This is a genomic window from Gammaproteobacteria bacterium (genome assembly GCA_016199745.1).
In the GTDB taxonomy this organism is placed as follows: Bacteria; Pseudomonadota; Gammaproteobacteria; order Acidiferrobacterales; family Sulfurifustaceae; genus JACQFZ01.
In genome coordinates this window covers 25,332-37,875 of record JACQFZ010000056.1, presented here as the reverse complement: position 1 = coordinate 37,875, position 12,544 = coordinate 25,332, and the positions used below count along the sequence as shown (strand labels likewise).

At 55.5% G+C, this 12,544-nt stretch carries 12 protein-coding genes; 11 read left to right on the top strand and 1 reads right to left on the bottom strand.

What is annotated here, in order from left to right; translation table 11 throughout:
- The first annotated feature begins 2 nt into the window (after positions 1 to 2).
- The 6 genes from HY308_14865 to HY308_14840 all read left to right on the top strand — a co-directional run bounded on the left by HY308_14865 (position 3) and on the right by HY308_14840 (position 5,964).
- On the top strand, positions 3 to 656 hold the full coding sequence (locus HY308_14865; GenBank protein ID MBI3899557.1) for a MotA/TolQ/ExbB proton channel family protein: 654 nt from the start codon (positions 3 to 5) through the stop codon (positions 654 to 656).
- A 1-nt stretch (position 657) separates the two neighbouring features.
- Complete coding sequence (locus tag HY308_14860) at positions 658 to 1,179, top strand: biopolymer transporter ExbD (GenBank protein MBI3899556.1); 522 nt, start codon at positions 658 to 660, stop codon at positions 1,177 to 1,179.
- Complete coding sequence (locus HY308_14855) at positions 1,176 to 1,667, top strand: biopolymer transporter ExbD (GenBank protein MBI3899555.1); 492 nt, start codon at positions 1,176 to 1,178, stop codon at positions 1,665 to 1,667. Before HY308_14860 ends, HY308_14855 begins: the two co-directional genes overlap by 4 nt.
- A 4-nt stretch (positions 1,668 to 1,671) precedes the next feature.
- On the top strand, positions 1,672 to 2,691 hold the full coding sequence (locus HY308_14850; protein ID MBI3899554.1) for an AgmX/PglI C-terminal domain-containing protein: 1,020 nt from the start codon (positions 1,672 to 1,674) through the stop codon (positions 2,689 to 2,691).
- Positions 2,692 to 2,759: 68 nt separating this feature from the next.
- On the top strand, positions 2,760 to 4,172 hold the full coding sequence (gene gltX, locus HY308_14845) for a glutamate--tRNA ligase (protein MBI3899553.1): 1,413 nt from the start codon (positions 2,760 to 2,762) through the stop codon (positions 4,170 to 4,172).
- A gap of 403 nt (positions 4,173 to 4,575) precedes the next feature.
- Complete coding sequence (locus tag HY308_14840) at positions 4,576 to 5,964, top strand: TIGR03013 family PEP-CTERM/XrtA system glycosyltransferase (protein ID MBI3899552.1); 1,389 nt, start codon at positions 4,576 to 4,578, stop codon at positions 5,962 to 5,964.
- On the opposite strand, the gene HY308_14835 is transcribed toward HY308_14840, so the two are convergent.
- Entirely contained in the window at positions 5,912 to 6,721 is an 810-nt protein-coding gene (locus HY308_14835) for a J domain-containing protein (GenBank protein ID MBI3899551.1), read from the bottom strand. The two genes, HY308_14840 and HY308_14835, sit on opposite strands and share 53 nt — an antisense overlap.
- A gap of 338 nt (positions 6,722 to 7,059) precedes the next feature.
- On the opposite strand from HY308_14835, the gene HY308_14830 reads away from it, so the two are divergent.
- From HY308_14830 to HY308_14810, 5 genes are read left to right on the top strand one after another with little or no spacing between them, the layout of a single operon-like run.
- Entirely contained in the window at positions 7,060 to 7,635 is a 576-nt protein-coding gene (locus HY308_14830; GenBank protein MBI3899550.1) for a polysaccharide biosynthesis/export family protein, read from the top strand.
- 21 nt (positions 7,636 to 7,656) lie between these two features.
- Entirely contained in the window at positions 7,657 to 9,195 is a 1,539-nt protein-coding gene (locus HY308_14825; GenBank protein ID MBI3899549.1) for a hypothetical protein, read from the top strand.
- Between the two features lies 1 nt (position 9,196).
- Entirely contained in the window at positions 9,197 to 10,063 is an 867-nt protein-coding gene (locus tag HY308_14820; GenBank protein MBI3899548.1) for a polysaccharide biosynthesis protein, read from the top strand.
- A 31-nt stretch (positions 10,064 to 10,094) separates the two neighbouring features.
- Entirely contained in the window at positions 10,095 to 11,450 is a 1,356-nt protein-coding gene (locus tag HY308_14815; protein ID MBI3899547.1) for a hypothetical protein, read from the top strand.
- Positions 11,451 to 11,453: 3 nt separating this feature from the next.
- Complete coding sequence (locus HY308_14810) at positions 11,454 to 12,539, top strand: AAA family ATPase (GenBank protein ID MBI3899546.1); 1,086 nt, start codon at positions 11,454 to 11,456, stop codon at positions 12,537 to 12,539.
- Positions 12,540 to 12,544 lie beyond the last annotated feature (5 nt).

Genomic DNA, 12,544 nt, shown 5'->3' with positions numbered 1-12,544 from the left:
GTATGAGCACATACGCAACCGTGGTCAAATTCTTCCAGGACGCCGGAATATTCATTGTTCCGAGCATTTTCGTTTTGGCCTTGGGATTGGCGATTTCGATTGAGCGATTCATCTATATCAGTCGCGCACGTTCGGAAAATCGCAAGTTATGGGACGCGCTGCTGCCGTCGTTACAGGGCGGTAAATATCCGCAGGTCCATTCCATGGCGTCCAAGTCCGACACTGCTATCGGCAAAGTGATCAGTTATGGCCTGGAGCGCCTGAAGACGGCGCGCAAGCGTGAAGATATCGATGCGGCGATGGAAGAGGGCATGATGGAAATCGTCCCGCGCTTGGAAAAGCGGACGCACTATCTGGCGACGTTGGCTAACGTCGTTACCTTGTTAGGCTTGCTCGGTACCATCATCGGCTTGATCGAGGCCTTTACGGCGGTCGCCAACGTAAGCCCGTCGCAGAAATCAGAGTTGTTGTCAGCCAGTATTTCGATCGCCATGAATAACACCGCCTTCGGCCTGATGGTGGCGATCCCATTTTTGTTGATCCATGCCTTCTTGCAGGCACGCACGTCGGAAATCGTCGACAGCCTGGAAGCGGCCAAGGTCAAGTTTTTGAATATCGTCGAGCATCGCAAACCGATAGCACCTGCAGGCCAATAACATGCGCAGCCACAAACGCAGGCTCAAACGGGATCCGGTCGCGCTCGACATCACCGCGTTTATGAATTTGATCGTGGTGCTGGTGCCGTTTCTATTGACCAGCGTCGTGTTCTCGCGATTGGCAGTGCTGGAGCTGAATTTACCGACGGCTGCCTCCGGACCGACCGAGATGCCGCGTGATTTGCAGCTGGAGATCACGATTCGCCCGGATGCATTGGAAGTCGGCGACCGCAACACCGGCTTACTGCAGCGCTTTGCGGCGACTAAGGACGGCCACGACTACCCGGCATTATCGGCATTCTTGCAGCAACTGAAGGCGCGCTACCCGGACAAAATTGAAGCCACCATTTTGTCCGAACAAGAGACGTCATATGACACGCTGGTACAGGTACTGGACGCCGTGCGCATGGTGCCGGCGGATGCCGCCAAATCGACGGCAGCGCACGAGTTATTTCCGGATATTTCGATTGGCGACGCCCCGCGTGCGCCGCAAGCAAGAGCTGGCGCGGGGAGAGCGTCATGATCGATTCGCCGCTGCTCAAGCGTCAGCGCCGGCGCGAACGCAACAAGGCGTTGGTTGACCTAAACCTGGTGTCGCTCATCGACATCTTTACGATCCTGATTTTCTTTTTGCTGGCCAACAGTACCGAAGTTGAGGTGCTGCCAAGCACTAAGGCCGTGCAATTGCCGGAGTCGACATCGACCGATAGCCCGAAGCAAGCGGTCGTCATCGTGGTGAACGATCAGGAGATCACGGTCCAGGGTATTAAGGTTGCCGCTGTTCCCGACGTCAGCAAAATTGACGGCGATGTCATCGCGCCACTCAAGCAGGAGCTCGAACAGCTGTCGGGTCGTCAGCTCATTGGCACAGATGAAAAGAGCGGTATTAAGAGCGTGACTATCATGGGCGACAAAGAAATTCCTTATCGCTTACTGCGCAAGGTCATGGTGACTTGTGCGCAGGCGAACTATAACGAAATCTCGTTTGCGGTATTGAAGAAGAAAGGTTAAGCCAATGTCTTTCTATGCCTCCGGCGCCTTACCGTGGACCGTCTCAGAAGACGACGAGGACCGTTTTCGCCGAATCCTTAAGCGGATCTTGGTCTTCTTCTTGTTAATGACCCTTATCTGGCCTTGGTTGCCGGTGCCGAAGATCGAGCGCAACGTTGTGCTCGAGGTGCCGCAGCGGTTGGCCAAGTTGGTGCTGGAAAATCGGCGGATACCGCCACCACCGCCAGTGGAAGTAAAAGCCGCGCCGGAAGTGCCGACGCCGGAAATTGCTAAGCCAAAAGCGGAAGTGTCGAAGCCGCAAAAGCAGGAAATCGTCAAGCCGCCGATCGAGACGACGAAACGTACCGAGGTCGCACGCAAGAAGGCGGCGCATACCGGCTTGTTGGCGCTTTCCGACGATTTGGCCGATCTGCGCGATAACGCCGTATCCGCCAAGCTCAATAAAGAACTGAAACCGGGGCCGGGACTGGGCGCCGGTACTGGCCCGGGTGTGGGCACGGCGGGTAAGGGGCCGGCGATGGGTGAAGGTGCGCGCAATATGATCGCGTTGAACGCGACTAAAGGCAGTGGCGGCATTGCCGTTTCCAATGTCAGCCAAGGCACCGGCGGCGGGGGATTGGCGGGGCGTGCTGGCACGCAGGTCAACAGTCCCATTGGCGGTGGTGCTGGTGGAGGCGGTGGCGGACGGGGAGGATCGGGCGGTGCTTCTCAAGGTAGCGCCAAGGGCGGAGGATCAGGTCGTTCCGAGGAAGAGATTCGTCTTGTCCTGGATCGAAATAAGGGCGCTATTCAAACAATTTATCGTCGCGCATTGCGCGAAGATGCCGGTTTACAAGGAAAGTTCGTCTTTATCATCAAAATCTCACCCTCCGGTACCGTCACAGATTGCCAGGTATTGTCGAGCGATCTGCGTTCGCCGGAGCTCGAGCGAAAGCTGGTGGCGCGCATAAAGCAGTTCGATTTTGGCGCCAAGAGCGTCAATATCACGGAAATGAAATATTGGTACGAGTTAGCGCCGTCCTAAGGAGTGCCGTCGGCTGATTTTGTAGAATTTTTCTCGTACCATAGCGCCCCATTTCGGCCGCCCGACTTATGACCATCCGCACTCGCTTTGCTCCAAGCCCGACCGGATATCTCCACATCGGCGGCGCACGTACGGCGCTATTTTGTTGGCTGTATGCGCGCAAGCACGGCGGCCGCTTTATCCTGCGTATCGAAGATACCGATCGCGAGCGTTCGACCCAGCAATCGGTCGATGCCATTCTCGATGCCATGACTTGGCTCGGGCTCGATTACGACGAAGGCCCGTTTTACCAGACCCAGCGGTTCCCGCGTTATCGCGACGTCATGGAGCAGCTGTTGCGCGAGGGCAAGGCTTATCATTGCTATTGCTCGAAGGAGCGGCTCGAGCAATTGCGCAGCGACCAAATGGCGCGCAAGGAAAAGCCGCGTTATGACGGCAAGTGTCGCGCCGGCGTCGCCCATCCGCCGAAAGATGTTTCGCCGGTCGTGCGCTTCAAGAATCCGGAGCAGGGCGCGGTCGTGGTCGACGACCTAATTCGCGGCCGTGTGGTGTTCGATAGCAGCGAGCTCGACGATCTGATCATCGCCCGCAGCGATGGTACGCCGACGTACAACTTTACGGTGGTAGTCGATGACATGGACATGCACGTCACGCATGTTATTCGTGGCGACGATCATCTGAACAACACGCCGCGACAAATGAACATGCTGCAGGCGCTCAATGCCGAGCCGCCGAAGTACGCGCATGTGCCGATGATTCTTGCACCGGACGGTGCACGTTTGTCGAAGCGTCACGGCGCCGTCGGCGTGATGCAGTATCGCGACGAAGGCTATTTGCCGGAAGCGTTACTAAATTACCTTGTCCGCCTTGGCTGGTCGCACGGCGATCAAGAGGTTTTCTCGCGCGAGGAAATGGTTCGATTGTTCGACGTAGCCGACGTACATAACTCGGCGGCGGCGGTAAATCCCGAGAAGTTGCTGTGGCTCAATCAGCATTACATTAAAAACAGTGACCCGCAGCAGGTAGCGCAGCATTTGCGTTTTCACTTCGACAAGCTCGGCATCGATCCGGCGCAAGGTCCAGAGCTGGTTGAGGTTGTTAAGGCGCAGCGCGAGCGCGCGAAAACATTGGTGGAGATGGCGCAGAACAGCGTGTTTCTGTACCGCGAACCTACCGGTTATGACGAAAAGGCGGTTGCCAAGCATATGACGGCGGCGGTAGTGCCGGCGTTGACCGCATTGCGGGAACGGCTTGCCAATTTGCCAGAGTGGACGCCGACGGCCATCCATGCCGCGGTGGCAGATATTGCCCAGGCGCATGGTTTTGATCTGGGTAAGTTGGCACAACCCGTCCGCATCCTGTTAACAGGTCGGCCGGTTTCGCCGCCAATTGATGTGTCGTTGTACTTGGTCGGTCGCGATCAGGTTATGCGACGGCTAGCGGCGGGCCTGGATTACCTGAAGTCACGACAAGGATTATGAGCTTTCCCCCTGGTATTTGGTTCTCTAATCGTCCGTTCGTCGACTGATACACGCAACCAATGCCATTCCCAGGGTAAAATGCCCCCGACGTAGATGTCCCCAAAAACTGATTAACATCATATTGGTATTCGCCCTTACAACTTAAGTCGTAACGCAGATTTCGCATTTCCCTGGTTTAATTCGGAATATTCAAGGAGTGGTGCTTGCCATGCTGGCCTTCACGGTGGCGGCACGCCCTTTCGCTTGAAAACTACATTTTTGGCATGGCTTTTGCTCCTTAAAGAAAAACCTAGAAGAAGGGGTACGGATGTCTGACTCTACCGGTGCGGGTTCTCATTGGCTGAACGGAACGGCTGGCGCGCTTGCGCGGCGGAGCCGTTCAACAACGCCACTCAAGCTCTCGATGATTCGCCTGTTTCGGCACTATGTGCCGCTACAGCTATTACTGCTCGGTTTGGTCGAGGGTGGCCTACTATTTGCCGCAATTTACCTGGGCGCGGCACTTCGTTTTGAGCCGCACGAGCTTCACCAAATTCATCCCATCTGGCCGAAAGCGCTGATTTTCACCAGCGTCATGTTGTCGTGCATGACCGCCGTCGGCCTATACATTCGCGAGACACCGAAGGGAAATTGGTCGTATTACGCCAAATTTGTCGCCAGCTTTCTGCTGGGCTGGGTGGCGATGACGGTCATTTTCTATGTGCATCCAGGCTTTTTCCTCGGCCGCGGCGTTTTTGGAATCGCCTTCGTTCTTGGCCTTGGGTCGACGGCGTTGGCGCGTGCCATCTTTTTTCGGGTAGTCGACCAGCAGGCGTTACAGCGGCGGGTACTCGTGCTCGGTGCCGGCACGCGTGCGGCGGCGGTCGGTAAATTACTAAAGGAAAATCCGAGCGGGCATAAGTTTCATCTCGTCGGTTACTTGCCGTTGAAAACTAACGAGCACCACGTCGATAAGTCGAAAATTCTGCAAGACCAAGGCACGTTATTGTCGTTGGCCTACAAATACTCGGTCGACGAGATCGTCGTCGGCGTGCGCGATCGTCGCAATGGCGGCATTCCCATGTCCGAGTTGCTCGAGTGCAAGATGGAAGGCGTGATGGTTACCGATTTGCCGACGTTCTTCGAACGCGAAACCGGTCATGTTCAAATCGACTGTCTTAACCCGAGTTGGATCGTGTTTTCCGACGGGTTTGAGCATGGATCGTACAAGTACATCATCAAGCGCATTTTTGACGTTGTCGTCAGCCTGCTGCTGTTGGTGATAACGCTGCCGATCATGTTGCTGACCGCGCTGCTTATTTACATGGAATCCGGATTGCCGATTTTTTATCGGCAAGAGCGTGTCGGCGAATTCGGGCGGACATTCAAGATCTTAAAGTTTCGCAGCATGCGGCAAGATGCCGAACGCGGCGGTACCCCGCAGTGGGCAAAGAAGAACGACGACCGTGTGACGCGGGTCGGTCGAATAATCCGTCTACTGCGAATCGACGAGCTGCCGCAGATTTTTAATGTGCTGAACGGCGACATGAGCTTTGTTGGTCCGCGGCCGGAGCGACCGTTTTTCGTCCAAGATCTAACGAAGCAAATTCCGTATTACTTGAACCGCCACGCCGTAAAACCGGGCATCACCGGTTGGGCCCAGATTCGTTATCCGTACGGAGCATCGGTCGAGGACGCCGTGAAAAAGCTTCAGTACGACCTATATTACGCGAAGAACCATAGCCTGTTTCTGGACATCATTATTTTGTTCCAGACGGTGCAGGTGATTCTACTTGGTAAGGGTGCGCGTTAACGGTTGGTGTTTGGTGTTTGGTGTTGGTCGGGTCGATCGTTGATTCGTACCAATCAGTTACCGGATCGTTTTTAGATTGCGAGAAGTCAGACGACGACGTCGAGTCGTCAGCGAGATGAGTGTTGAGCGGATGGTCGGTAGCGGATTCCCAGCGCACGACCTTGCCTTGGGAAAAGTAAACTTTGGATGTGCCGTAGTGCCAAGTGTCGTTGTCAGTATGCGTAGGTACTCCTTGTGCGGAATAGACCTCGCCTACGGTTGAGCCGACGGTAAAAGAGGGGCGCGGAATATCCGCCACAGTCGTTGGTGCCGACACCGATGAATAGGTCTGCGGCGCGGCTTCGGACTCATCCGGAATCGTCGCCTGAAAGATGAGGTAGGCGATCGGTAGACTCGCGAAGAGCGACCAACGGGCGATGTCGTAGGCGAACCCCGACTTGCTCTTTTTTGGGCGTGGAGTCGGTTCGATAAAAGGATGGTCGGCAACAATTTCGTTATTAGTTTTGTCGATGGGTAGCGTCATAACCGATGGATCGAGTGGCAGTACACCGTTTTCACGGTAATACGTGGCGATAGCTTCGTAGGCTTGGTTGATTGTTTTGGTCTGTTCTTCGGCGCGCTTATGCGCCCGAGGCTCGCGCTGAAAGCGGTCCGGATGCCAAGCGCGAACTTTTTTGCGGTAGGCGGTCCTGACCTCAACCCAGCTGGCGCCGGGCTTGAGGCCGAGTAGAGCGTAGTGTTCAGCGAAACGAAACATGCGGTAGTTGGTTCAATGGTGTTGGTTACTGAAAGTAAAGTGTACTGTTTTTGATATAACTAATTGTTTTTGAGAGGACAAGCAAAACTATGCTTTGGCCAAATGGGCAGTGGCGTTCCGCTGAGAGGGAAGGCACTGTATAGTGCGCTTCCCCGAACGAACCCTGTACGACAAACATCGAAGACCCTTCAGCATCGCGCGCGAACATTCGCCGCAGTGATCGCTATGTAAGAAGTTAAGAATAGAGTGAAGTAAACCGAAAACCTAACTGAAAATCCAGTAACGAGGTCGAAAAAATGTATCGTGTCGTCGCGCTTTTGTTCGTGACCGCCCTAATGATGGGTTGCGCCTCGCAGCGCGTGGAAGAATTTCAGAAAACCGGCGAGGGTTTTATTTCTCCGGTCGAAGGCGAATATAAGATCGGTATCGATGACCGTCTTCAGATCAACGTATGGCGCAACCCGGATTTGTCGCTGACGGTGCCGGTGCGACCGGACGGCATGATTTCTATGCCGCTTATCGGCGACGTGCTGGCCGGTGGACGTACGCCAGCACAGGTTGCCGAGACCATCCGCCAGAAACTGTCTGTTTTCGTCCGTGACCCTAGCGTTGCCGTCATCCTGATCGATCTGCGTTCGCACGAATTTCTTTCGCGCATTCGTGTGACCGGCGCCGTGCGTACGCCGAAATCAATGCCTTATCGGCAGGGCATGACAGTGCTCGATGCCGTGCTTGAAGCCGGTGGGGTGAATGATTTTGCAGCGCCGAATCGGGCCAAGCTGTATCGCAAGCTGAAAGACAAGACCAATGTGCTCGATGTTGAGCTCGGTGACATTCTGAATAAGGGCAAGCTCTCGACCAATGTACTGCTTGCTCCCGGTGATGTGATCACCGTGCCGGAACGACTGTTTTAGGGTGACACGCGGAGCGCGCGTATGACAATTATTCCCGAGTATCTCATCAAGGTTCTGATCAACGAGGCGTTCGCCTATCGCCGGGCGATCATCATTATGTTTGCCGGCATTCTGTCGGTGGCGACGGTATTCGGCATGTTGTGGCCCAAGGGCTACACCGTAACGACCACGATTCTGGTCGATGAGCGCAATATTATTCAGCCGCTGATGGAGGGCACTGCCTCGACGACCGACGTGTCGGATCGGGCACGGATCTCCCGCGAGATTATTTATGGTCGCAAGATCATGAATCAGATCTTGAACGATGCCGGCTGGTTGGAAAAACCGCTGACGCCGACCGAACAGGAAAAGCTGATAAAAAAGATATCTAAGCGTATATCAGTCGCTAACCTCGGTCGCAATCTGATCAAGATTGAATATAACGATGACGACGCCGAAAGAGCCTACCAGACGACCAAACGCTTGGCGGAGCTCTTTATCGCTGAGGCACTTTCGAGCAAGGTCGAAGAAAGTCAGAAGGCGTTCAACTTTATCGACAAGCAGGTGAATGAGTATCACGACAAGCTGACCGCTGCCGAGGACGCGCTCAAGGAATTCCGTTCAAACAATTTGGATGCACAACCGGGTGCGGAGGCGGATATCGCCGTGCGCTTGGGTACATTGCAGACACGTATCGAAGATGGGATACGAGAGCTGCGGGAGGCCGAAATCAAAAAGGCTTCGCTGCAGAAACAACTTTCCGGCGAAGTTGAAGTGGTATCCGTAGCGTCGCGTGAGAACCAATATCGGGCGCGCATTGCCGAGCTGCAGTCACAGCTCGACACGCTGCTGCTGACTTATCACGATACCTATCCCGATGTCGTTCGCATCCGTCATCAAATTGAGGATTTGAACCAATCGATTGCCGACGAACGCTCGCGCCGCGAGCAAGCGAAGGCGGCGGGTAAGACCGTCATCGACGAAAACATCGTCAACAATCCGATGTATCAACAGCTGCGGCAGGAACTGTCGCAGACCATGGTAAAGATCGATACGCTTAATGCGCGCATAGGGCAGGACCGCAAGCAAATGGAAGGCGAGGTCGATCGTGGTAAGCGTGTCCAGGGTGGCACCGCGCAGACGCAGGAATTGACGCGCGATTACCAGGTGAACCGCCAGATCTATGAGGAATTGTCGCATCGCCGCGAGAAAGCGCGTTTGTCGATGAATCTCGATCGCGAGAATCAAGGATTGACGTTCAAGATCCAGGAGCCGGCAACGCGGCCATTACAACCCACCGGCCTGCGTCTCATGCATTTCGTTCTGATCGGGTTGTTCCTTGGTATCGCGCTGCCATGTGGATTGCTATATGGCAAGTTGCAGATCGACGGGCGTGTGCGCGTGCCGCAGCTCGTGGCCGAGCGCCACAAGTTGCCGGTGCTGGGAACGGTGCCGCATCTGTGGTCGCCGGCGGAAACGGCGACGGCGCGTCGCGAGATTCAATGGTTGGCGATGTTAGCCGGTGGAACCATCGTCGCCGTTGCCGTGGTCTGTGTGCTCCGCATAACGGGGGTCATCTAACATGAGCAAGATCGAGAAGGCGTTGAACCGCGCCGCGACCGAGCGGCGTCTGGCGCTGGTGCCGGCGGACGCAAAGCGTGTGCCGATCGCCGAAGGCCAGAACATCGTGCCGACAGTGTCCCCCGAAATCGAGAGTCGGGCACGGGCGAGCGCGGCGATTGCGTTGATGCGCGAGCCGAGCCCGAAAGATGCCGCCGAGCTTGCTGCCAAGCGCATCATCTTTCCGGAGATGGGCGAGAATTCTACCGTCAAAGCGTTCCGCGAAATTCGTACCAAGGTGCTACAGGCGAGTAACGGCCGTAACTGCGTGTTGATGGTGACGGCGCTCGACGGACAGAGCGGTAGCACGTTCGTTGCGCTCAATTTGAGCTCCGCCTTTGCCTTCGACGAAGGCAAGACGGCACTGTTGTTCGATTGCAATTTGCGTAATCCGAAACTGCATTTGTTGCTCAATCAAAAATCGCTGACCGGCCTTACCGACTATCTCGAGAACCCGGAGATGGATCTGGCCGAAATTATCCATCCGGTTGGCATCGAGCGCCTGCGCGTGGTCCCGGCCGGTGGCCGGCGCGAGATTCCGGGGGAATATTTCACGTCAGCACGTATGAAAGGCGTGCTCGACACGGTGCGTGCACGTTATCCCGAACGCTTCATTATTCTCGATTCGCCGCCGATGACGGAATCGGCCGATACGCAGATTTTGGCCGAGCTGTGCGATTACATCGTGTTGGTCGTTCCCTACGGTACGGTGACGCATACGCAGATCGATAACGGCATCAAAGCGCTCGATAAGAAGAAGTTGTTGGGAGTGGTGTTCAACAACGAGCCGCAGCTGCCGCAATTCCGTAAACAGCGTGAGCGACGGTGATTTGAACGCCTCATCGGGTAGCAATGGAAGAATGCAAAAAAAGGCAAAAATTTCCGAACGCACGCTAGGCGATCCTCGGCGGAAAGTGCTTGCCGGAATTTGCTTGGCGGCATATGCGCTGTCGGCAACCGCGGCGGAATTTTCTTACACGGGTAAATACGTCACCGAATACGCGACCAACGTTACTAGCACGGCGCAGCCGAAAGACGATTGGATCAATAGCGCCATCGCCGGCGTCGCCTATGCCGATAACACCGCCTCGCTGGTATCCCGTTTAAGCGCGCAAGTCGAGTACCGCACCTACGCCGATCATACGTTCGACGACAACACTTTATATGACGTCAACGGTATCGGCATTTGGACGATTTCGCCCGAACGGTTGAACTGGACCTTTGAAGACGTCGCCCGCGAGGTCCGAACGAATCCGACGGCGGCCGATACGCCGGCAAACCGCGCCGCCACTAACGTCTTCCGCACTGGACCCGATATTTATTTGCACCCGTCGTTGCCGCACACGTTTTCGTTGGGTGCACGCTATGCGAATTTCTATGTCGGCGATTCAACGCTCGGCAGCGATTCTTATACCACCGCGCTTCGCTGGATTTATGCGCTCGACTCGAGCATCACGCCGTCGCTCAACTATGAGCACCAGACCGTCGATTTCGACGATGCATTGAGCGCCGACTTGACGCGTAATGACGCTTATCTGCAGATCGAGACGAAGTGGACGCAATCGCGGCTCGTTGTCGTCGGCGGTACCACACGCATAGAACGCGAAGGATCGTCGGAAGAGCTGAGTGGTTCGCTCTGGCGTCTGAATTGGACGCATACCATCACTGCCGACTCCGATCTCGGTGCTTCGTATTCTTCCTCTTACCAAGACTCCAGCGTCGATCTGTTGTCGACGGTTGCACAACCGAATGCGCCCCTGGCGACAGGAACGCCGGCGAGTATTAGCACCGACGTGCTGACGACCGATGTTTATTACAGTCGTGACGCCGACGTGTTCTACAACCAGCGTCTCAGCCGTGCCGGTTTCCGGTTTCGGATTCGCAGTCGCAATCTCGATTTCGAAACGACGCCGCAAGATCGTAAAGAATTCGGCGGCAGCGTCGATCTCGACTATGCATTGACCGATATCAGCACGCTCGGCTTTAACGTCGATCGTAACCGTATCGAACAGCTGAACACATCGCGGGTCGACGAAGATGTCTCGTACGGTGTGCGCTACGCCTATCGCCTCGGACGCCAGTGGGATGTCGGGCTGGAGGCACGCCGGAGTTTCCGCGACAGCGACGCAGTGGACGCCGATTATGCCGGTAATCGCTATTTGCTGAGCATTGCCTACAACTCCGGTAGTTTCCATTCACCGTTCACACGGGACTGAGCGATGTATCTCGAATACTTCCAGTTGCGCGATTTTCCGTTCCGGCTCACGCCGGATACCGAGTTCATGTACATGAGCGAGGCGCATTCGCGCGCCAAGTCGTATATGGATTACACCATCCGCAACCGCGACGGTTTCGTCGTCATCACCGGCGAAATCGGTTCCGGCAAGACCACGCTGATCCAAAAACTGTTGTCCGAAACCCAGGACGACGTGATGGTCGCCAAAATTTTTCAAACGCAGCTCGACGAAGTCGAATTCTTGCAGGCGGTGTTGGTCGAGTTCGGCATGAACCCGTTTCATGCCAAGAAAGTCGAGCTGATCGACATGTTGAATACATTCTTAATCGATCAGTACCACCAGCAAAAGCAGATGGTGCTGGTGGTCGACGATGCGCACAACTTGAGCCCGAAGGTGCTGGAAGAGATCCGCATGTTGTCCGGTCTTGAGACGCAGAAAGAGCGTCTGTTGCACGTGATTTTGGTGGGGCAACCGCCGTTGAACGATCTGCTCGACGCGCCGGAATTGGAACAGTTGCTGCAGCGGGTACGCTTGCGTTACCACATTAAGGCGCTGTCGGAAGACGAGATGCGTGCGTACATCACGCACCGCCTGAAAGTGGCGGGCATGGGCGATAAGCATTTTTTCGCCGCCGACACGTTTCCGATTATTCATAAGTACACCGGCGGATTGCCGCGACTCATTAATACGTTGTGCGACACCGCCCTGATCTGCGCCTATGCCGACAGCCACGAACGCGTGACCGTCGGCGTGTTGAACGGTGCTATCGAAGAGTTGAATTGGCTGCCCTACGCCAAACGCGTAGTTGCGCCGCGGACAAACTCGACCGCCGATAACGGTTATCAGGAAATGATGAAGGACCATACTCGGGCGTTGGTGAATGTCGGCGAGCAGATGACGCGGCTCGATGCGCTGGTGCCGGCGCTAAGTGCATTGGCCGGTCGTATGGGCAATATCGAAACTTTACTGCGACAGCTCATTGGCGAGCGTCCAGCACCCGCGCCGGCGAAAACACCGCCACCGGAATCGGTCGATCGCGCCAAGCGTAAAATCGCTAAATCGGATTGATCCCG